General features: G+C 56.5%; 17 protein-coding genes and 2 tRNA genes. 2 read left to right on the top strand and 17 right to left on the bottom strand.

Going from position 1 to position 22,224, the window contains the following annotated elements; translation table 11 throughout:
* Positions 1 to 173 precede the first annotated feature (173 nt).
* A tRNA-Tyr gene (locus AC1EKE_RS00825) sits at positions 174 to 259 on the bottom strand.
* Between the two features lie 221 nt (positions 260 to 480).
* On the opposite strand from AC1EKE_RS00825, the gene gmk reads away from it, so the two are divergent.
* Together gmk and nadD are read left to right on the top strand one after the other, a co-directional pair.
* Positions 481 to 1,056 carry a guanylate kinase gene (gene gmk / locus AC1EKE_RS00820; protein ID WP_480307580.1) on the top strand — a complete coding sequence of 192 codons (576 nt, stop codon included), beginning with the start codon at positions 481 to 483 and terminating at the stop codon, positions 1,054 to 1,056.
* Positions 1,057 to 1,059: 3 nt separating this feature from the next.
* Positions 1,060 to 1,683, top strand: coding sequence for a nicotinate (nicotinamide) nucleotide adenylyltransferase (gene nadD, locus AC1EKE_RS00815; RefSeq protein WP_480307578.1), 624 nt, complete (start codon positions 1,060 to 1,062; stop codon positions 1,681 to 1,683).
* A gap of 3 nt (positions 1,684 to 1,686) precedes the next feature.
* Here nadD and aroC read toward each other — a convergent pair whose 3' ends face one another.
* The 16 genes from aroC to AC1EKE_RS00735 form a co-directional block, all read right to left on the bottom strand.
* Complete coding sequence (gene aroC, locus AC1EKE_RS00810) at positions 1,687 to 2,775, bottom strand: chorismate synthase (protein ID WP_480307576.1); 1,089 nt, start codon at positions 2,773 to 2,775, stop codon at positions 1,687 to 1,689.
* Positions 2,776 to 2,779: 4 nt separating this feature from the next.
* On the bottom strand, positions 2,780 to 4,219 hold the full coding sequence (locus AC1EKE_RS00805) for a TIGR00341 family protein (RefSeq protein WP_480307574.1): 1,440 nt from the start codon (positions 4,217 to 4,219) through the stop codon (positions 2,780 to 2,782).
* Positions 4,219 to 5,703: a lipopolysaccharide biosynthesis protein gene (locus AC1EKE_RS00800; RefSeq protein WP_480307572.1), complete on the bottom strand. Its 1,485-nt coding sequence runs from the start codon at positions 5,701 to 5,703 to the stop codon at positions 4,219 to 4,221. Before AC1EKE_RS00800 ends, AC1EKE_RS00805 begins: the two co-directional genes overlap by 1 nt.
* Before the next feature lie 6 nt (positions 5,704 to 5,709).
* Positions 5,710 to 6,816, bottom strand: a complete 1,107-nt coding sequence (gene ruvB, locus AC1EKE_RS00795; protein ID WP_296165414.1) for a Holliday junction branch migration DNA helicase RuvB — start codon at positions 6,814 to 6,816, stop codon at positions 5,710 to 5,712.
* An 18-nt stretch (positions 6,817 to 6,834) separates the two neighbouring features.
* Positions 6,835 to 9,141, bottom strand: a complete 2,307-nt coding sequence (gene rnr / locus AC1EKE_RS00790; RefSeq protein WP_480307569.1) for a ribonuclease R — start codon at positions 9,139 to 9,141, stop codon at positions 6,835 to 6,837.
* Between the two features lie 391 nt (positions 9,142 to 9,532).
* Positions 9,533 to 10,201, bottom strand: a complete 669-nt coding sequence (locus AC1EKE_RS00785) for a hypothetical protein (RefSeq protein WP_296164566.1) — start codon at positions 10,199 to 10,201, stop codon at positions 9,533 to 9,535.
* A 538-nt stretch (positions 10,202 to 10,739) separates the two neighbouring features.
* Positions 10,740 to 10,813, bottom strand: a tRNA-Ile gene (locus AC1EKE_RS00780).
* A 274-nt stretch (positions 10,814 to 11,087) separates the two neighbouring features.
* The gene (gene pdxH / locus AC1EKE_RS00775) at positions 11,088 to 11,756 is read right to left on the bottom strand and encodes a pyridoxamine 5'-phosphate oxidase (protein ID WP_480307567.1); all 669 of its coding nucleotides are present in this window, start codon (positions 11,754 to 11,756) and stop codon (positions 11,088 to 11,090) included.
* A 35-nt stretch (positions 11,757 to 11,791) separates the two neighbouring features.
* The gene (locus tag AC1EKE_RS00770; RefSeq protein ID WP_480307565.1) at positions 11,792 to 13,297 is read right to left on the bottom strand and encodes a TrkH family potassium uptake protein; all 1,506 of its coding nucleotides are present in this window, start codon (positions 13,295 to 13,297) and stop codon (positions 11,792 to 11,794) included.
* 16 nt (positions 13,298 to 13,313) lie between these two features.
* Positions 13,314 to 14,660, bottom strand: coding sequence for a Trk system potassium transporter TrkA (trkA, locus tag AC1EKE_RS00765; protein WP_297127084.1), 1,347 nt, complete (start codon positions 14,658 to 14,660; stop codon positions 13,314 to 13,316).
* Between the two features lie 3 nt (positions 14,661 to 14,663).
* Positions 14,664 to 16,583 (bottom strand): 1-deoxy-D-xylulose-5-phosphate synthase, encoded by a 1,920-nt coding sequence (gene dxs, locus AC1EKE_RS00760; RefSeq protein WP_480307562.1) that lies wholly within the window; start codon positions 16,581 to 16,583, stop codon positions 14,664 to 14,666.
* Between the two features lie 361 nt (positions 16,584 to 16,944).
* A complete protein-coding gene (gene rplI / locus AC1EKE_RS00755; RefSeq protein WP_480307560.1) occupies positions 16,945 to 17,511 on the bottom strand; it encodes a 50S ribosomal protein L9 in 567 nt (188 codons plus the stop codon).
* 49 nt (positions 17,512 to 17,560) lie between these two features.
* On the bottom strand, positions 17,561 to 17,842 hold the full coding sequence (gene rpsR, locus AC1EKE_RS00750) for a 30S ribosomal protein S18 (RefSeq protein WP_018107163.1): 282 nt from the start codon (positions 17,840 to 17,842) through the stop codon (positions 17,561 to 17,563).
* 31 nt (positions 17,843 to 17,873) lie between these two features.
* The gene (rpsF, locus tag AC1EKE_RS00745) at positions 17,874 to 18,254 is read right to left on the bottom strand and encodes a 30S ribosomal protein S6 (RefSeq protein ID WP_296163234.1); all 381 of its coding nucleotides are present in this window, start codon (positions 18,252 to 18,254) and stop codon (positions 17,874 to 17,876) included.
* Positions 18,255 to 18,354: 100 nt separating this feature from the next.
* Entirely contained in the window at positions 18,355 to 19,689 is a 1,335-nt protein-coding gene (locus tag AC1EKE_RS00740; protein WP_480307557.1) for a GDSL-type esterase/lipase family protein, read from the bottom strand.
* Positions 19,690 to 19,739: 50 nt separating this feature from the next.
* Positions 19,740 to 22,049 carry an outer membrane beta-barrel protein gene (locus AC1EKE_RS00735; RefSeq protein ID WP_297127069.1) on the bottom strand — a complete coding sequence of 770 codons (2,310 nt, stop codon included), beginning with the start codon at positions 22,047 to 22,049 and terminating at the stop codon, positions 19,740 to 19,742.
* Positions 22,050 to 22,224 lie beyond the last annotated feature (175 nt).

The raw sequence follows: 22,224 nt of genomic DNA, 5'->3' as shown, positions 1-22,224 counted from the left end.
CCTATCGGCTCATAAGGATGCGATGGTCGGGGGCTCTCACTGAAGCATGGAGACACACCCCCTTGGCGACTCCCCGATCGGGGTATAGAAGCACCGATCCGCCAGTCACTCAGTAGATCACGTCAGGTGGTGAGCGACGTGGATGTGACGATAGGGTAAAGAGTGATAATGAATGGTGCGCAGAGGCGGATTCGAACCACCGAAGGTGAAAACCAGCTGATTTACAGTCAGCCCCAGTTGGCCACTTTGGTATCTGCGCGTGAGAGAGGGTAGGGCAATGATGTGAGATCTCGGAGACCCCTTCCCTACTCGTGCAAAGTTAGATAAAAGCTTTCTATTGCACAACCGACCCTGCTGTCAGCTGCCTTGGGCCTTTCCTCGGAGGTGAGCGGGAACTTTCGGGGATGAAAAGGGGAGACGGCAAAAAGTTGGTACCTTTGACTTGAGATAGATAGTATCAATCACTTTTTACTCCCCTACATGCAAGGCAAGCTAATCATTTTCTCCGCCCCCAGCGGCTCGGGTAAGAGCACGATCATCAATAAACTTATGAGTGAGTATGGCCTCCGGGGCCGCTTCTCCATCTCTGCCACCTCGCGCAAGCCGCGTGGCAACGAGCGGGATGGCGTCGAGTACTACTTCCTCTCGGAGGAGGACTTCAGGAAGCGGATCGGGGAGGGGGACTTCCTGGAGTACGAGGAGGTCTATCCCGGATGCTTCTATGGGACGCTCCGGAGTGAGGTGGACCGGACGCTGGCTCAGGGGGAGAATGTGATCCTCGACATCGACGTGCAGGGGGGACTTAATGTCAAGAAGATCTATGGTGACAGAGCGCTGACGCTCTTCATACAGCCTCCGAGTATTGAGCGTCTGCGGGAGCGACTGGAGCGGAGGGGGACGGATGCCCCCGAGGTGATTGAGCGCAGGCTCGCCAAGGCCGAGACGGAGCTCTCTTTTGCTCCCAAGTACGATGCGATCGTCGTGAATGACGACCTTGAGGAGGCGTGTCAGGCTGCTGCTCGTGCCATTGAGGATTTCCTTACTGCTGACGTGTAACGGATGCGCGAGATACTCTTCTACCCCGGCTCCTATAGCCCCCTGCATATCGGTCATCTCTGCCTCGCCAATTACATCATCGAGCAGATGAGGGACCGCTTTGATGAGCTGTGGTTTTCGCTCACACCGAGCAACCCCTTCAAGGAGGACAACCTGCTGCTACCGGACGACTTCAGGCGGCGCTGGGCAGAGAGTCTCCTGCGGGAGCACCCTAAGATCCGTCTAAGCCTCGATGAGTGGGAGCTGCCACAGCCCAATTACACCCTCCGGACGATGCAATACCTCCATGAGAAGTACCCGGACAGTCACTTTACACTCCTGATGGGGCTCGACAGCCTGCTCTGGCTCCATAAGTGGTACCATAGCGATGAGCTGACACAGACGACGGACATACTGGTCTACCCGCGACCGGGATACCATCTGTCGGAGGACTTTGAGATGCCAGTCCGGACGCGAGTGATCGACGATGTGCCGACGTACGAGGTCTCCTCGACGGACATCAGAGAGCGTCTCGAGGAGGGAAAGGATCTTCCCTATCTCCTCGCCACCTCTATCGATGATCCGCTGTACCAGGAGCTATTGGAGCTGATCCGCACCTCAGGGCATAGAAACGGGGCGGAGGAGTAAGCCTCACGACAGGGGTCCTGCCCCACGGAGGAGCAGGTACTGGTCGACGAGGACGAGTGCCGTCATGGCATCAACGATAGGTAGCACGCGGGGGAAGACGGAGCAGTCGTGGCGACCGGAGATAGTGAGATCGGTGGGATGACCATCGGTGTCTACTGTAAACTGAGGGCGAGCAATGGAGGCGATGGGCTTGAAGGCGGTTCGGAAGCGGATTACTTCCCCATTGGAGATGCCGCCCTGGATGCCTCCCGAGTGATTGGTGGAGGTTCGGATTTCGCCCTTTTCATTAGTGACAAAAGGATCATTAGCCTCTCTCCCCATCATCTCAGCGAGGGCAAAGCCGTCCCCGATCTCAAAGCCCTTGGCGGCATTGATACTCATCATCGCCGAAGCAAGGTCGGCAGAGAGCTTGTCGTAGAGCGGGTCTCCCCACCCGGCAGGCACACCTCGCACCAGCGTCGAGACCACACCCCCGAGGGAGTCACCGTCGGCACGAGCCTGACGGACCAGTGCCTCCATCTGCTGCTCTGTAGCCGGGTCAGGACAGCCGTATTCGGAAGCCTCCACCTCGGCGCTGTCTACCTCATCCATATAACTATCCGGTAGCCCCAAGCCTCCCAGCCGTGAGGTGTAGGAGACGATCTCCAGCCCCACCTCCTCTCGGAGGATCTGGCGGGCGATGGTCCCGCCCACCACGCGGACTGCTGTCTCTCTGGCTGATGCCCTGCCACCACCCCGCCAGTCCCGGATGCCGTACCTCTTAGTATAGGTATAGTCCGCATGCGAGGGGCGAAAGACATCGCTCAGTCGGTCGTAGTCGGAGCTCCGGTGCTGCTCATTGGGGATCAGGAAGGCGAGCGGCGTGCCGGTAGTGACGCCGTCCAAGAGACCGGAGACGAAGTCGACCCGGTCACTCTCCCGCCGCGCGGTCGATCCCTCGGAGGCTCCACCACGCCTGCGGGCAAGCTGATGCGCCATCTCATCGTTGTCGACTCTGAGACCGGCAGGGCAGCCGTCGATGACCCCTCCGATACAGGGACCATGCGACTCGCCAAAGGTGGTGAGACGAAAGAGCTTGCCGTGGGTATTCATACCTCTACTTCTTCTTGGCTGAAGTGAGGATGTCTACCCTCGACTTGGGGATCCGAATGGCCACCCAGCGACGTATGGTCTGCTCTCTCTCCTCGGTGAGCTTGCTTGAGGGCGTGTAGATCCGGACAAGGAAGGTCGTATCCGGACTGATGACCTCGAGAGAGTCCTGATTGTAGGTGATCACGTCGCCGAATTCCAGCTGACTCACCTCAGGGAAGAGCGCCTTCATATCGACGGCAAGTCGCTTCGACTCCTCTCCGATAATGGCATACTGGGAGAGCAGTCTCTGCAGTGAGTCGATCTGGTAGTGCTGGTAAGCGACGAGGTCAGCGGTTCCGCGTCCGCCATCGCCCTTGTATACGTCACTGAGGATCGAGGAGCGGAGGCGCTGAGCGTTTTGCCGGTCGTAGTTTTGCTGGATCATCAAAGCGGTCTTGCGGAGACCATAGCCGTCGAGCTTCGCATCCAGCACTTTCTCCTCCTCCTCGGTGATCTCAGAGCCGAGTACATTCACGGTTATAAAAGTGGAGTCGCCACGCTTGTAGGAGTCGTAGGAGAGGACATAGCGGTCATCGCCAGCGACCTCAGAGCGGATGAAAGCTCGCTCTGCCTGCTCCTTGACCGAGGTCTGTACCATCCGTACTGCCAAGTAAATACTGGGCAGGAGTGTGCAGATGACGATGACAGCAACGGCGCGATTGAGCATCCGACCCCGCTTCTTATCGACATATGTGACCCGCGGGTAGTCGAGCGCGCGGACAGTGATGTAGGTGGCGAGACCGATAAAGACAGCGTTGATGATGTAGAGGTAGAAGGCTCCAATGAAGTAGTGGAGGTTCATCGTCGCGATACCATATCCTGCTGTACAGAGCGGGGGTATAAGGGCGGTGGCGATGGCGACACCGGGGATCACATTCCCTTTATTCCTACTGGCACCGGCGGTGATGCCTGCCAGACCGCCGAAGGAAGCGATCAGCACGTCGTAGAATGTAGGCTGCGTGCGAGCCAGCAACTCACCTGTGGGAGCCTCCATAGGCGAGAGGAGGAAGTAGACTGTAGCAGTGGTGATGCCGATGAGGGTCATCATACCGAGATTCTTGAGGCTCCTCTTGACCAGATCGAAATCTGTGATCCCGAGACCGAGGCCAAAGCCGAGGATAGGACCCATAAGCGGGGAGATGAGCATCGCACCGATGATGACGGCGGTCGAGTTCATATTGAGCCCCAGTGCGGCAATGAAGATCGCACAGATCAGGATCCACATCTTGGGACCCTTAAAGTCGACGTCAGCAGCGATGGACTCGATGGTCTTCAGCTCATTTTCCTTATCGAGACCGAGGTCGAAGTACTCCTTGAGGAAGCCGATGAGACCTTCTTTTTTCTTTATCTGAGGCTCTTGCTTCTCAGCCTCTTCAGGAGTGGGATTGGATGGTTGGGTACTCATTATCTACGATGACGTAATTGAGCAAAAACAGGAGTAAAGAGGTAGCCCGCAAGACCGATGTAGATCAGTAGGAGGGGTGTACGGAGTACAAGTGTGAGTGCCACACTCTCGGGGTGGATCTGCATCCCCCCGAAGTAGAAGAGCGCTCCCAGCGCCAGGATCCCGAGATCCGACCGTGTCCGGTAAGCTATCGGATGGTGGCGCTGACCGAGGACGTAGGAGAGGAGAAGCATGACGAGATTGCAGCTGACGGCGGCCCATGCACAGGCGATGAAGCCGAAGCGGGGGACGCCCAGCGTGATGATCGTCAGTGTGACGACCAGTCCGATCACGGCAAAGAGCGCCCCGTAGTAGGTCCGGTCGGTCACTTTGTACCACACCGAGAGGTTGTAGTAGATCCCAAAGAGGATCTCGCTGAACATCATCCACGGCACGATGACCAGCCCAGAGTAGTAGTCAGGGCGGACGATGACCTTGAAGACATCGATCCAGTACATCACCCCCACGAAGATCACCGAGGCGAAGAGGATGAAGTAGGTCATCGCCATCGTGTAGGCCTGACCGGCGTCACGCGACTTCATTTTGCTAAAGACGAAGGGGTCGTAAGCGAAGCGGAAGGCCTGTAGGAACATCACCATGATGACCGAGATCTTGAGGTTTCCGCCAAAGATCCCGAGCGCCGTCATCCCCTCACCGTGGTCGGCATAGAGGTAGGGGATCAGCACCTGACCGGCCATCTTATTGAAATCCCCCGCCAGCCCGAGCAGCACCAGCGGACCGCAGTAGAGTGCCAGCTTGGGCAGGAGCTCCCGGTCAAAGCCCTTGATCCCGTACCGGAAGAGCGGCAGCATCATCAGCGCCTCGATGCCGGAGGCGAGGAGGTTGGAGATGAAGATGTAGCCAACCCCCATGCCGGATCGGTAGAGCCAGCCGGGGAGAGCGTACCCCGCTGCCTCGAGTCGCGGACAGACGATGAGGAAGAAGAGGTTGAAGAAGATATTGAGACCGATGAAGAGGAACTTGTAGAAGGCAAAGCGCCAGGGCTTATGCTGATACCGCAAGTAGGCAAAGGGGAGTGACATCAGGGCATCCAGCGCCACGATGACGACAAACATCCCCACGTACTCCGGGTGAAGGGGGTACTTCAGGAAGTCCGCTATCGCTTGCGTCTGGGTGAGACCGATGAGGAGGAAGAGCAGCACCGGGACCGACAGCACCTTGAGGCAGGTGGCGTAGACCTGCTGCGGCTTATCGGAGGTATTGATAAAGCGGAAGAGCCCCGTCTCCAGGCCAAGCGTCAGCACCACTAAGATCACACTGACCCAGGCGTAGAGATTGGTCACTATGCCATACTCCGCCGAGGTTGCCAGCACCCGGATGTAGAGGGGTGCCAGAAGCCAATTGAGAAACTTGCTGACGATATTCGTAAGGCCATAGACCACTGTGTCCTTGGCCAGACTCTTCATACCACCACCCTGTGCCATAAGTCTTTAGAGTGAGAAATCTTGCTCATCCCAGAGCATCTGTCCCCGAGCCGGCGCCTGAGAGGGTCGGCCAAAGTGGGTGTAGGCCAGCGAGGTGACGACGCGCCCTCTGGGGGTCCGCTTGAGGAAGCCCTCCTTGATCAGGAAGGGCTCGTAGACATCCTCGACGGTGCCGGCATCCTCTCCTATGGAGGTGGCGATGGTCTCGACGCCCACCGGACCGCCCTCAAACTTGTCCATGATTGCCAAGAGGATCTTCCGGTCGATCTGATCCAGTCCGTACTCATCGATATTGAGCGCCTCGAGGGCATAGCAAGCCACCTCGTGCGTCACCTTGCCGGTCCCCTTGACCTGAGCGAAGTCGCGCACTCTCCTCAGGAGCGCATTGGCCACACGAGGTGTGCAGCGACTGCGATTGGCGATCTCTGTCGCCGCGCGCTCCTCACACTCGATCCCCAGTATGCCGGCACTACGGAGGACGATCTCCCGCAGCATCTCCGCATCGTAGTACTCGAGGTGCATATTGATCCCAAAGCGGTCCCGCAGCGGAGCAGTCAGGAGACCGCTTCGTGTGGTGGCCCCGATGAGGGTAAAGGGCTCAAGGTCAAGGCGAATGCTCCTCGCTCCTGGACCCTTGTCGATCAGGATGTCGATCCGGTAGTCCTCCATGGCAGAGTAGAGGTACTCCTCCACCACGGGCGGCATGCGATGGATCTCATCGATGAAGAGCACCTCTCCCGGCTCGAGGGAAGTGAGTACACCGGCAAGGTCTCCCGGCTTATCCAGCACCGGGCCTGAGGTAACCTTGATCCCCACACCGAGCTCATTTGCAATGATCTGAGAGAGGGTGGTCTTCCCCAGTCCGGGCGGACCATGGAGCAGGACGTGGTCGAGCGTCTCACCTCGCATCTTCGCCGCCTTGACGAAGACGCTGAGATTGCCCACCACATCGGGCTGACCGGTGAAGTCCTCAAAGCGCTGCGGCCTCAGGAGCTTGTCGGGATCCTTTCGCCCATCCTCTGAGAGAGAGGGGGGTAGTGGATCACTCCCGAGCTCGACACCACGTATATCGAAGTCCTCCAGACCCTCTATCTTACGATCCTCATCGCGCATGTCGTCCGATCTCCTCTGTCAGTGTCTGCGACCTGAACGGTTACCGCCACGACCGCCACCGCGGTGTGAGTCATAGCCTCCTCTACGATGATCATCCTGAGGCTGACCGGCCGGCTTATCCGCTAGCTCAAAGTCGAGGAACCTCTTCTGGAGATCGGCTCGTGCGACACGGATCTTGATCATATCACCGAGGGCATAGCGACGGCGGGTATTGATACCCACGAGGGCCATAGTCTTGTCATCGTACTCGTAGAAGTCATCGCTGAGGTCACGGATCGGCACCAGTCCCTCGCAGCCATTCTCCTTGATCTCCACAAAGATCCCGAAGTCCTTGACACCACTGACCATGCCCTCAAACTCCTGTCCCAGTCGCTCCTGCATATACTCGATCTGCTTGTACTTAACAGAGGAGCGCTCCGCATCGGCAGCCGTCTTCTCCATCTCAGAGTCGTGCTCGCAGATGGCATCGAGGTCGCTCCTGTCAGCACTCTTCCCGGTGGTCATATACTGCCACAGGAGGCGGTGGACCATCATATCAGGGTGGCGGCGGATAGGGCTGGTGAAGTGGGTGTAAAACTCAAATCCGAGCCCGAAGTGACCAATATTCTCTGTCTGGTACACAGCCTTGGACATCGTGCGGATTGCAAGGATCTGAATCACATTCTCCTCCGGCTTCCCCTTGATCTCCTCAAGGAGCTTATTGAGGTTGTCGGAGATGGACTGGGCATCACCGGTGTAGACAAACTTGTACCCCAGCCGCTCTACGTACTCGGCAAAGTTCTGCAGCCGCTCCTCGTCCGGCCTGTCGTGCACACGATAGATAAAGGGTGGGACCTTCTCGTCCCGCTCCTTGGCCAGCTTAGCAATGTGCTTGGCGACGGTGCGATTGGCGAGCAGCATATAGTCCTCGATCAGGCGATTGGCATCGGTATTCTCCCTCACATGGACAGCGATAGGCTTACCCTTCTCGTCGAGGTCAAACTCCAGCTCCTCTTGCTCAAACTCGATCGAACCGTGCTCGAAGCGCTTCTTCCTCAGAGCCTTGGCCATCTCATCCAGCCTATGGATCGCCTCCTCTATCTCGGGCGTCACACCGGGCTGACCATCGATCACCTCCAGCACCTCCTCGTACTTAAATCGGTAGTCACTATGGATCACGGTGCGGGCGACATGGTAGTCGAGCACAGTGCCGAGGGGATTCATACGGAAGATGCAGGAGAATGCGGGCCTGTCCACACCTGCGCGGAGGGAGCAGAGGTCGTTGCAGAGTCGCTCCGGCAGCATCGGCACGGTGCGGTCGACTAAGTAGACGCTGGTCGCACGCTGAGAGGCCTCCTCGTCGATCGGGTCTCCGGGGGTGACGTAAGAGGTGACGTCGGCAATGTGGACGCCCACTTCGTAGGTGCCGTCTCCGAGGTCCTTGTAGGAGAGTGCGTCATCGTAGTCCTTCGCAGACTCCGGGTCGCAGGTAAAGGTGAGTCGGTCACGGTAGTCCTCTCTCTTGTACTTCGGATTGTATGCCATCTGCTCATCGAGGTCATTGGCGTACTGCTCCAGATTTTCCGGATAGGAGTAGGGCAGACCATACTCTGCGAGTATCGCATGCATCTCGGTGTCGTTGCTCCCCGGCTCTCCGAGGCGTGAGATCACCTCACCGACAGGATTCTTGGCATGGTCCGGCCACTCCAGCACATGGACCAGTACCTTCTCGCCATCCTGAGCGCCATTGAGGTTGCGATCCGGGATCAGGATGTCATTGTCCAGCTTACGGCTGTCCGTGATGAGGAAGTTGTAGCCGTTGCTGATCGACATGACGCCGACAAAATTGGTCACCACCCGCTCCAGTATCTCGATCACCTCGCCCTCGATCTCCTGTCCAGGACGCAGAGCCAACAGCTGCACCATTACCTTGTCGCCATCAAAGGCGTGAGCAGAGTTTCGCTCCGCTACGCGGATCGGGTCGCTACCATCCTCGGGGTAGAAGAAATTGTGTCCCTTGCCGGCCTTGCGGCGGAAGGATCCCACGAGCTTCGTATTCTTTGTCCGGTAAATGAACTCGTCACTGGCGGCACCTGCCTGGATGAGCTTCTCGCGCATCAGCTGATCAAGCACCTCTCTGACCATCTGCTTCTCCGATCCATCATCAGCGCCGACCGTCTCGCAGATCTCGTCGACAGATACACAGACATTGGCATGGCTGGTGAAGTAGTCGATGACATCCCTCCTGTAGCGAGAGAAACCCCGCTCTTTTTTACTCGGCTTGTAGGACGAGTCCCTAAATGCCTGACTACTCTTCTCTTTTCTTGACTTAAATTTCTTACCCATTGATTTTTCTGTGTATCATTAGTGACCGACAAAGTTACCCAAATTTCCACACCTCCTGCTCTCCTCTCGACCGACCCTCAGGGGGTGTGGCTGAGCTGCTCCTCTCGTGCCCTTCCGACTGGTGCCTGTGTGGATGAAATCTAATACCGATATTAGACTTTTCTAATATCGGTATTAGTGTCACCTAATATCGGTATTAGATAAGCCCCTCCAAAAAAGCCAGAGAGTGCGGAAGCTCCTTTCGCACTCTCTGGATGATCAAAGTGGTCCCACACGGGCTTGAAGAGTCGTGGACTCCCTGGTTATGAGTCAGGAAAAGACAACTTATAAACCGCTGAATAGGTGGTGTTTATGACGTTTCCAGCATATCCGTTGCGCAAAAATTGCGCAGTCACTTGCGCTTTAGGGTGCGTGTGGTGGTCTCTCGGAGCTCCCTCGGGCCATCTTGACGGCTCTCATACTTTTGGCGGGTGAGCCAATAGTCCCCGTCAGGTGCGTAGCTGTATACATACGTCCAGATGGTAGTCTCTCCGTATGAGGTGTCGGTCTCTCGGATCAGCTCCCCTCGGTCGTTATACTCGCTGTCGAGCTGCATCGTCACCTTACCGGTCGCCTTATAAGTATAGCGGGACTGCGTTACCCTGCCCTTATCGTCATATGTCCACGCTATAGAGTAGTCATCAGCGTCCTGCTGTATCTGTTGCCCTCTCGGGACCGCACGACGCTCCTCCACGCCATTACCATCCTCGACAACACAGCTATCAGGCATTACGTTGTCGCCCTGATATATGTAGGTCTTAGAGGACATACTAAAATCGGTGTCAATGCTTATCTCATCCACCACCCGACCGATGTCATCCAGCTTATAGCATACATCATAGTGTTGGCCGTCAAGGTCAGTGTCGGGCAGGCTGATCAAGGTCTGCTCACATACCTCGGTTACGTCTGCAGGCAGTCTCTGCTGATCTCTCCAGCTATCAGATAAGGTGTCAGCATTGCCACTTGAACAACTGCATGCGAGCAGGAGGATGGATGTGGCTGTAAGTATTCTCTTTATCATATGTTACTTTAGTCAATACGTATTACCTTGGCAATGGAGAGCTGTCGGATAGGGTCCCCAAGCACTTTACTAGTTGCCTTTTCTTCCAGATCCGAGTTGGCCGAGCTACAATTGTAGTGCTTATCCCCGTCCTCATCCGTGGAGACGTAAGTAAGTTGCTTAGTCGTACGTTGTCCATCATCAGTGAGGATCTCTAATATGGAAATAGCTTCCATTTTGCACGACCATATCACCGGTTGTTGTTATTGGGTCGAGACTAATCTCATCACCTAAAGTCCTTAAAACTCACAAGTAAAGATAGGTAATCTCGCCGGATCTGCATAGTTTTTTTTTTTGATAAAATGTTAAAGGCAACATACTCTTATCATAGTACGCGGATTTTGCGGGATATGTGCGGGTTAATGTGGTAATATTGATCGAGTAGGCTACCCTCCTGATGCATCTCTTGCGGTCTATAGAGATCCTATATCTGCAAAAAAAAGAGGAGAATGGTCTGTAACCGCTGATGTATAGCAACTTACAACCATTCTCCTCTCTGTGGTCCCACACGGGCTTGAACCGTGGACTCCCTGATTATGAGTCAGGTGCTCTAACCAACTGAGCTATAGGACCAATGTCGCTGTGTCGGATCCATAAGACCCTCGATATTAGCGCAAAGGTACGATTTTTTCCGCTCACTTCCGCCCCCCTCACACACCAAAAACCCCCTTGCGGACGTGGGTCTGCAAGGGGGCTTGTGTTGTCGCCCTAAAGGGGCTTAGGAGAAAACTGTCTCTCGACAGCTCTGCGTCCTAATATTAACCTAAAATCTAATACTATGAAAAACACACTGCAAATGTAAGTCTATTTTGCTTGATTCGCAAGTTATTTTTTATTGTCTCTCCTGTTACGGAGCAATTCGCGTAAGGGACCAGCTGCCATCCTCCTGCAGGAGGTATAGGAATCGGTCATGCAGGCGGCTGGGACGTCCCTGCCAAAACTCGATCCGGTGAGCCGTCACCTCATAGCCTCCCCAGCTCTCGGGGCGAGGCACCTTTACTCCCACCTTCAGCGCCTCCTTGGCAAACTCGGTCACGATGAACATCCGATTGGGGATCGGATGGCTCTGTGGCGATATCCGAGCGCCGACCTGACTCTTGTAGGGGCGCTTGGCGAAGTAGGCATCAGACACCTCCGGGGCGACATGCTGACAGATACCCTCGATATGGATCTGGCGCTGAAGCTGGTGCCAGAGGAAGGTGAGACTCACCTTGGGGTTGAGGTCGATCTGGTGCCCCTTGCGGCTCTCGTAATTGGAGTAGAAGATAAACTTCCCATCCTCGGAGATCTCCTTCAGCAACACCGTGCGGGTACAGGGCTGTCCATCGAGGGTAGCCGTGCTGACGATCAGGGCTGTCGGCTCTATCACATTGAGCCTAAGGGCATCCTCGAGCCACTCGCGACACTTGTCGAGCGGGTCCTTCGTCATATCGCTGTGCGAGAGTGAGCCGACGTTGTAGTCGCGCCGGATATCCTCGAGATTCATCTCCTCGCTCTTATGATTGGTGTCTGTCATTGCTTTACTGTATTATGTAAGATTAGGATAGGCTCTCAGCTCCGCCAATAGCTAGGGTGGAAGAGTGAGAGCACGGTGAAGATCTCCAGTCGACCCATCACCATCAGCAACGAGAGGAAAATGTGCGTCACGCTGCTTAGCGATGAGAGGCCGCCATGCGGACCGAAGACGCCCAGACCGCCCCCGGAATTGGAGAGGCAGGAGACTGCGCAGGAGAAGGAGTCGGTCAGATTGTATCCCTCAGCGGTGATCACACCGGTCGCAGTGATGGCGAGAGCTGAATAGGCGAAGAAGAATGAGGTGACCTGCACCACCACCTTGTCGGTGATGGGGGTGTTGCCCATTCGTATGGTGGAGACGACATTGGGGTGGACGCGCCGGACCAGCTCCTTACTGAGGTTCTTTGCCAACACCTCGAAGCGGACCACTTTCAAACCTCCTGAAGTGGAGCCGGAGCAGCCGGCGATAAACATGCACGCTATCACGATCAGGGCAAAGAAGCTCCCCCAGATGGAGTAGTCACCGGAGAAGAAACCAGTGGTCGTCCCGAGTGTGGTAACGGCGAAGAGACTCTTGAGAAAAGCATCCCCAGCGTCAAAGTAACCTGAGTACCAGAGCCATATGGCCCCAATGGTCGTCATGATGAGCACCAAGGAGAGAAACCAGCGGAGCTCGCTGTCCTGAAAGAGGCGCTTCGGCTGCCGCTTAACGATCGCAAAGTAGATCAGCGAGAACTGAGTCGCTCCCAGCAGCATAAAGGTGATCGCCACCAGCTCTGTGTAGGTGGAGTGGAAGAAGCCGATCGACTCGGAGTGAGTGCTGAAGCCTCCCGTCGATACGCACGAGAAGGTGTGGCAGACTGCATCGTACCAGCTCATGGGACCGATCCCGAAGAGCAGGATGCAGAGGATCGTGAAGCTCACATAGATGACGATGAGCCACTTCGCCATAGTCCCGATATGGGGGTCAAACTTCTGGTGTGTCACCCCGGTCGCTTCGCTATTGAAGATCGTCGTAGCCCGCTGCCCTGACATAGGTATGAGTGCGACAAGAAAGGCGATGATACCCAGTCCACCGAGCCACTGTGTCGATGCGCGCCAGAAGAGGATGCTCCTCGGGACGTCCTCCACCCGGCTGATGACTGTAGCTCCCGTGGTGGTAAAGCCGGACATAGCCTCAAAGAATGCTGCCGACGCAGAGGTGATATAGCTACCCAGCAGATATGGAAGCATACCGATGAGGGAGACTAAGAACCAGCTGATCGTCACCGTCATGACTCCCTCTCGAGAGCCGATGTTGGTATTTCCCTGATCCTTGCCGAGAAGGATCAGCAGGGCACCCACAGCCGCATCGATTCCGGCAGTGATGGCGAGAGGTTTTGTACCGGTATCGTACGGGTAGTAGAGCGAGATAAAGAGGGCGATGACGAGGAAGGGGAAGAGCACCATACAGAGCTCGCCCATCGTCCTGAGGACAAAGCGGAAGTTGAGGAGTCGCTTTGTCGGCTGGTAATCGTCTACGAAAAAGTCTTCCCTTAGCATGGCTCAGCTCAGTGCTTTACTTGAAGAGGTCATCTAGCTCAGCGTCGCTGGCGTTGATATTGAAGACGAGGACGGTGTCTCCCGGCTTCAGGATTGTGTGCCCCTCCACGAGGTAGACCTCCCCATCCCTGAGGAAGCCTCCGAGAGTGATGCTGCGGGGGATCTTTAGGTCCTTGATGGGTGCCTTGGTGATGCTACTGCCCTCTGTGATGACGATCTCCAGCACATCTCCATGACCTATCGCCATCGTCTTCGCATCCGATATATCTATCCGGTGGAGGTGGCGGATGATCTTGCTGGCAGCGATGATCTTCTTATTCACGATGTTACCGATGCCGAGCTGACTGGCGATGTCGAGGTAGTCGACATTCTCGATCTCTGCTACGGTGCGGGGGATGCCGAGGTGCTTGGCGTTCATCGTTGCGATCATATTGATCTCGGAGCTGCCGGTGAGCGCGAGGAATGCCTGTGTATTTCGGATCCCCTCCGAGATCAGGAGGTCGGAGTCGGCGGCATCACCGTGGATGACCAGGGTGTTGTCGTTGGTCAGCTCGGAGATCTCCCGGCACTTATCCAGGTCCCGCTCGATGATCTTCACGCTCATATCGTGTGGCAGCAACTCTGACGTGCGGAGCGCAATGTGACTGCCCCCCATAATGATCACCTTACGGACATCCACCTTAGGCTGACCGCAATACTCGCGCACGGTGTCCAAGTTTTGAGTATTGCAGGCGACGTAGACGATGTCATTGACCTCCAGAGTGTCATTTCCTCTCGGGACAAAGCTCTCCCGACCACGGACAATCGAGATGATGTGGAAGTGCTTCTCGTCGAGGTCCGACAACTCCATAAGCCGCTTACCCAGCAAGGGGGAGTGCTTCGTGATGCGAGAGGCGCAGAGGTGGAGCCGTCCACCAAAGAGTCGCCAGTACTGGCGTGTCCAGGGTAGGCGGAGGCCATTGTAGATCTCTTGGGCGGCCAGTGCCTCCGGGTAGACCATCTCATCGACGCCAAGGCCATTGATGTAAGGAAGGTACTCGGGGAGGAAGTAATCGTAGTTACTCACACGGGCGAGGGTCTTCTTGACCCCCATCCGATGAGCGATCATACAGGTGAGGATATTGGCACTCTCAGAGGGGGTTACAGCGACAAAGAGATCCGCCCCCTCCACCCCGGCATGCTTCAGCTGACGGATGGAGGTGGGATTACCTACGATGGGCATGATCTCGAGCGAGTTGTCGTAGGCAAAGTCCACCTTTTCCGGATCCTCGTCCATCAAGATTACGTCGTGGTGCTCCTGCTGACTGATCAGCTTGGCTAAGTGGGTGCCGGTCTCTCCTGCTCCTACTATAAATACTCTCATCGCTTATACTCTATCCAAGAGGCTCTCCACCTCAGTCCTTATCCCCTCCTCGTCGATGCCTACATAGGCACGCTGTATCGCCACATCTCCGTGACGGATGTACTCATCTCCGACACCGAGACGGTGGATCGGGATCGTCACCCCTCGGTCGGCGTAGTACTCGAGGAGGGTACTCCCCATCCCCCCAGCGAGAGCCGCATCCTCGATGGTGAGGATCTGACGATACCGCTGTGGAAGGTCATCCAGCAGCTCCGTGTCAAGGGGCTTGAGGAAGCGCAGGTTGATCAGCCCCACCGATTGCTTTTTCTCCTCCCTCAGGCGCTCTGCGACACGCCGAGCCACAGCGCCCACGGGACCATAGGTGACGATCACAAGCTCCTCCCCCTCTGCCAGCTCATCGCTCTTGCCGATCGGCAGCTCCTCCAGTGGCATGCGCCAGCTGCCATTGCTGCCCTCGCCACGCGGATAGCGGATGACGAAGGGCCCTTCATCCTTGTGCTTATAAGCGGTGTACATCATCATCCGAAGCTCCCACTCATCGATCGGGGACATCAGTGTCAGGCCGGGGATGGAGCGCAGGTAGGCGAGGTCATAGAGACCCTGATGCGTCATTCCGTCATTGCCGACAAGCCCGGCACGATCGACGCAGAGGATTACCGGGGCTCTCTGCTCAGCCACATCGTGGATCACCTCGTCGACGGCCCGCTGGAGGAAGGTGGAGTAGATGTTGCAGAATGGGATCTGCCCCTCGAGCGCCAGTCCGGCAGAGAAGGTGACCGCGTGCCCCTCGGCGATACCGACATCGAAGACCCGGTCTGGATACTTGCGGAGCATATACCCCATGGAGCTCCCTGAGATCATAGCGGGGGTGATACCTACGACCCGATCGTCAAGGTCGGCCAGTTCGACTAAGGTTTTCCCAAAGACCTCCTGAAACTTCTCCGGTGCTCCATTTTTCTTACCTTTCTTTGCCAGCTCTCCGGTGCGGAGGTCGAAGCGTCCCGGGGCGTGCCAGAGGACGGAGCTGTCCTCTGCCGGCTTGTACCCCTTCCCCTTGATCGTCTTGACGTGAAGCAGCTTCGGTCCCTCGAAGTCCTTGATCGCCTCCAGCACAGAGACAAAAGTCTCGATGTCATTGCCATCAATGGGGCCGAAGTAGCGCATACTGAAGTCCTCGAAGAAATTTCCCTCGTCGGTCATCAGTGCCTTGATGCTGTTATTGAAGCGCTGGAGGTTTCGCTTCCTCGAGTCGGTGAGCAGATTGAGCTTGGAGAGTCCCTTCGCTCCTATGTTGCGGAGCTTATTGTACTCCGGGCTGGTGATGAACTTGACCAGATACCGGCTCAGTCCACCCGTCGCAGGGTCGATAGAGATGTGGTTGTCATTGAGGATGACGAGGACGTTATTGTGCCGCTCGGAGACGTTGTTCAGTCCTTCAAAAGCGAGCCCTCCCGAGAGAGCTCCATCACCGATCACGGCAATGATGTGATTGTCCTTATGGTCCAGCTTGCTGCCGGCAGCATATCCGACGGCGGCGGAGATAGAGTTGGACGCATGACCGGAGATAAAGGCATCGTAGATGCTCTCTCCCGGGTGGAGGAAGCCGCTTATGCCGCCCCACTGTCGCAGAGTGGGGAATGCCTCCCTCCTGCCGGTCAGTAGCTTGTGTGCATAGGCCTGGTGCCCGACATCCCAGATCACCTTATCCTCCGGGGCATCGTAGACGTAGTGGACTGCCACAGCGATCTCCACGGCTCCCATACTGGCCCCGAAGTGTCCCGGAGTCTGGCTCAGCACCTCCGTCAGGTAGAGACGGATCTCGCGACAGAGCTGAGGAAGCTGTGAGCGATCAAGTCGCTTAAGATCCGCAGGAGTGTCGATATGTCTGAGGAGAGAGTAGCAGTCGTCTTTCTTAGCACACATAGCCGTAATGTTATTCTTGCCACAAATATACCCATTTTTACCCCTTTTCCTTTGTCTCCGACCTCGTTCCGAGAAGAATGCATTGCAACCCAATCATCATAAGGAGTCCCAACTCTGATCCTGTTTCTTCGGCTCTGCATGTCTACTTGCACAAGACTGACTGCCAGCAGGTAGCGATCAGTCAATTCTATTACCGGTATTAGTGTCAACTATTACCGACTATGGTTTCACCTTATACCGATATTAGTTTGCCACACTCTGCTCCGGAAAAAGACAATCCATAAAGCGAGATAGTGAGAATAAAAAAAGGGCGTGCCGGCTAACCGACACGCCCCTTGTGCAAATGGGAATGTGCTAAGTATTACTCAGCAGACTCTGTCTCGTTGCTCTCAGCAGCGACCTCCTCGCCCTCCTGCTCTTCATTGGAGGCAGCGACAGGCTCCTCAGCCGGCTTCTCCTCCTCCTTCGGGAGCTCGAGATCCTCAGGATTCTCGCTGGTGACAATGACAGGTACGTCGACAGCGATATCCTTGTGGAAGCGGATCTTGGCAACGTACTGACCGATCTCCTTGATACCGGGCATCTCGATCATCTTGCGATTGATCTCATAGCCCTGAGCCTCCAGCTCGTCAGCCACCATAGTGGTGGTGATGGAGCCGTAGAGACTGCCGGTAGAGGAGGTCTTGGCGGAGAGCTCCACCTTGGCACCGCTCAGCTTGTCGGCACGCTTCTGCGCCTCAGCCTTGAAGGCCTCGAGCTTACCTGCCTGCTGACGGAGGTTCTCCTCGTGTATACGGAGTGCGCTCTCGGTAGCGAGCACAGCCATACCCTTAGGGATTAGAAAGTTGCGACCATATCCGGGCTTCACGTCTACGATCTCGTTCTTGAAGCCGAGGTTACGGACATCCTCTTTCAAAATAAGTTTCATATTCTGTCTCCTTTTAGTATTCTCAAAAAATGATTGTCTGACTCCCGGATTACCTCTCCATCAGATCGGTAACGTAGGGGAGGAGGGCAAGGTGGCGAGCACGCTTGACCGCCTGAGCGACTCGGCGCTGAAACTTCAGCGAGTTGCCGGTGATGCGACGGGGAAGGATCTTACCCTGCTCGTTGAGGAATCTCTTGAGGTACTCAGGGTCCTTGTAGTCGATGTAGTTGATGCCGGCCTTCTTGAAGCGACAGTACTTCTGCTTGTCGCGGGTCAGCTGGGTCAGGTAGCGCATCTTGGCTCTGCCCTTGTTGTATGTCTTCTTTGCCATGATATGTCAGTGTGCTTGTGTTACCGGATCTTTACTCTGCCTGTGCCTCCTCAGCGGGAGTCTCAGTAGCAGCAGGGGTAGTCTCCTTGTGGTTGCGACGACGCTTCTCAGCGTACTCGTGAGCAAAGCGATCCTGCTTGAAGGTCAGGAAACGGATGACATGGTCATCGCGGCGGAAGTTGATCTCGAGTGTATCGACAAAGTCAGGCTCTGCGTCAAACTCGAGGAGGAAGTAATTACCGGTAGATAGCTTGTGGATCGGGTAGGCGAGCTTGCGCTGACCCCACTCCTCACAGTTCACCACGACACCACCGTTGTCGGTGATCAGATTGGCGAACTTATCCACCGTTTCCTTTGTCTGGTCGGCAGACAAAATGGGAGTTAAAATGAAAACGGTTTCGTAATGGTTCATCTCTGTAACCTTATTAGTTGTGAGTGAATAAATGAATAATTCGGGTGCAAAGGTACCCCTTTATCCCCTCAATTCCAATACCCCACCAGCTTAGAATGGATCAGAGGTCCACCCGGCGGGCGATGTTGTCGCCAAGGATGCGGTAGCCGTCGGCATTGGGGTGCAGGCCGTCGCGGAAGAGGGCGTCGATGAGCTTGCCGTCCTCTGTCAGCCCCTCGGAGACGTCGATGAAAGTGGCCCCGGGGATGACGCTTATGAGCGACTCGGTCAGCATATTGAGCGGACGGATCCGGGACATCATATCCTTGCGGGGCAGCACCCCGAGGACGTAGAGCTGAGCCTTGGGCTTCATACGCCGGATAAGGGCCGCCGTCTCAGCGATTCCTAGGGCGATGTGCTGATTATCGTCTCCGGCGGAGAGGTTATTTGTCCCGATGGCGAGGAGGATCACCTCCGGGTCGCAGTCGTCAATCTCTCCATGGGTGAGGCGCCAGTTGAGGTTTTCCACCCGATCCCAGCCGAAGCCCATATTGGTCACCACGCGGTCCCCGAAGAGCTTCCTCCAGGAGTCATCCCCGCGGTGGTGCTGCGATGCCGGCAGGCCTGACCAGTAGTGCATGATCGAGTTGCCCAGCACCAGTACGCTGGGCTTGGCGGTCCGATTGCGGAGGATCACCTCGTTGTGCCTCCGCTCCCAGACGTAGGACTCCCGGTCCCTCGACTGCGTCACCGGCGGGCAGACCCACTTCGTCGGCAGCCCCAGTGCCTCTCTCGCCTCCGAGGCAAGATCTTTCGCTTCACTTGTAAGGATTAGGCGGGGTCGGGACTTCATCATCTCCTCCTTGGACAAGCCCTCAGGGACAGCGATTACAGGGATGTCCAGCTCGCGCTCCAGCCGAGCCGCACGGGTCTTTGACGGACTCATGCCACGCTCCGCCGGCAGGCAGACTAAGATCGGTCGCTCCACCCGGTCGGGCAGCCAGTCAAAGTACGCCCCTTCGTCCACGCCCACTTGCAGCGACGTGACCGTCACTCCGAGGGGCAGATAGAGTCGGCAGCGGTCGCCGTATTTATGGGTGCTCTTCGTCTCAGGCTTGGAAAAGGTGATGAGATCGCCCGCCACCATTGTCTCTCGGCAGGGTCGTGTCACTCCGTCGCAGTCGGTGGCGAAGAGGTCTATCCCCGATGAGATCGCCCCATCGGCTGTGATCAGGACGCGGATCGTCGGTGAGGTGGTGTAAAACTCCACCAGCAGCCCATCGGAGCTGCTTCCCTTCCCAGCTCGCTCGTAGAGACCGGCGTCTGTCGTCAGCCGTCTCTGCACCGGGCAGGGATCGGCATCGGCAGGGTCCATCCACTGCTGAGCCCGTACGACCGGAGCCGACAGCAGGATGAGGAGCGAGACAAAGAGTGTGGATCTAAAGTAGGTACTCATATATAAATAGGTGTCTATCGTTGAGACCCACAAGGTACCTAAAACCAGGACTACATACCGAAGCGGCTGGTGTCCAGCAGCGACGGGCTCTTCACGCTCTTGTAGTTACCAAAGGTGTAGCGGATGTCCAGACTGAAGTTGCGCCCGTGTCGGCTGGGGACAAAGTCAAACTGCTGCACCCCTTGGTTCGCCCTGACCCTCGGCGATCCCTTCTCCAGGAGATCGTTGCCCCGTACCGTCACGCTCCACTTCTTGTCCCGGCTGACCCACTTCATCCTCGCACTCAGATTAGCCAGATCAGAGATGTCATAGATCCCCTGCATGCTCCCCGTGATATAGGATAAGTCAAGTCCGGCGGTGAGTCCGTTACGCTCGCTGAGCACAAAGTCATTGGAGAGAGAGCCAAATAGATAAGTGCGTCGGCGATCTACGGTCCCGACAAAAGGCACATCAAGCTTGATCCACGTGGAGCCGACATCCAGCACCAGCCGTCCCTGCCACCAATCAGTCTTGGGAAGAGGCGCAACCGCCGTCAGGCTGAGGTTATTGTAGTAGTGCCAGTTCCAGGTCTTGTAGACGATCTTCTCCAGCTCCGGATCGAGATACATCTGCTGGATGAAGCAGTGAGGGGCGTAGTTATCGCTGATGACGAACTGGTACTTCCCCCTCAGCACATAGACCGCCTGCGCATTGTAGGTGACGAAGGGTCTGATATCGGGATTACCCTGCCACACCTGGAGGGCACTTCGCTGAGTAGAGAAGGGCTCGCGCTCAAAGTAGGCGGGGTACTTCTTCTGAGAGTTAAAGGAGAGTTGCAGCATATCCGTCTGAGAGATCCTGTAGAGGAGGGAGGCCTGAGGCATCAGTCGGAAGGTCTCCTCATGACCGTAGTATCGGGCATAGTCCCCGATGAGAGTCGCATCAATGGAGAGCGCGGAGGTGAGCTGCTTCTTGACCCCCAGGTATATGTCCGCCAGCAGCTCCCGGCTCACCCGCTCAGTCGGGTCAGTCGTCTGCGTTTCTCCGGCGACGACCCAGTACTGCTGACGATTGGCGGTGTGGGAGAGGGAGAACTTGCTCCCATACTCAATTCCCCAGCCGCCTCCCAGCCGGTGGCTATTGTCCACATGCGCACCCACGACACGAGACCGCTGACCGTTGTCGAAGGCAAAGGCCTCACTCGGCGTTGCGTCCATTCCGGTGCCATAGGTGACAGACTGGCTGTGGTGATAGTCCGTATAGAAGGCACCGATCATCAGGTGTCCGTCGTAGCCATACTCCACGCTGAGGTGGTGTGTCCCCTGCGTTGACTCCTGCTCCTTCTCTATCGGATGAGAGCGCTCGATATCCTTTTCGGCAAAGTGATTATTGGGGAAGAATGTACCGTAGTACGTCGTCGACAGGTCGTGGCGCCCCTTCCGGTATCCCAGGTCAAGCGAGAGGGTATGGGTGGTGAAAGAGCTCTTCCCGACATTGCGTGTCCTTATCTCCGGCAAGGAGCCGATGGGGCCGGTCACCACCGACAGATCGGAGATCCGGTCACCGAGACCGGCACCATACCTCCCTGAGACGGATAGTCCGCTCGGAGAGGTGTATAGGGCACTTCCCCCGGCAGCATACCGGCTGTAGTACTGAGAGGTATAGGTCCCAAAGAGCTGTGCGGAGAGCCCGGAGGTGACCCGGTCTCTGGACTGGTGCTTGAGTACAATATTGACGGACGCCCCCTTAGCCCGATACCGGGCGATCGGCGTGTAGGAGATCTCCGCACTCGCCACCAGTGACACCGGTATGGACTTGAGTTGCTCCAGCAGCTGATCCTGTGGCAGAGATGAGGGCTTGCCATTCATCACCAGAGTAAAGCCCGACACCCCGGCGAGCACCGGCACGCCGCCCTCCTCCCTCATCCCCGGCAGGCGGCAGAGCATCTCATAGGCGGTGGAGACGGGACTCTTCTCGAAGAGCAGCTCCACGTCATAGCTCGATATGCCGCCCTCCAGCAGCTTCATCACGGGACGGTCGGCACTCACCACCAGCCCCTCTAGCAGCTCACTCCGCGGCTCCAGACGAAGGGTGTCGGGGAGCGTCGCCCCGACCAGGTCGACCGTCAGCGGATGGTACATCAGGTGCGAGATACGGAGGCAGCACGCTCCCTCGCCGGAGAGCCTCACCGCCCCCTCGGCATCCGAGACCACCACCGCAATGGTCGTCGAGTCGGGTGCCAGGAGGAGGGCAGTCGCACCGGCGACCGCCTCGCCCGTGGTCTTATCTCTCAGCAGTGTGTGGTAGTCCGTGGCGAGACAGGTCAGACCTGTCAGCAGCGTCACCAGCAATGACAGTAAGGTTTTGGTACAAGCGTTCATAACACCGATATCGTGATGAAAAGGAAATTAGGGAAAGGTTTTCGCCACAAAGATATACATAATCCCCCCCCCCCCGCAAGGGAATAGAGTTCTTGATGGCGGCTGAGGGAGCGGGAAAATACTCAGAAGTGAGTATTTAGATCCCCACTATCTTTAGGCACATTTGCAAATCAGA

The organism is Porphyromonas sp. C0041D3 (assembly GCF_056590575.1).
This window is presented reverse-complemented; position numbering and strand designations above follow the sequence as displayed.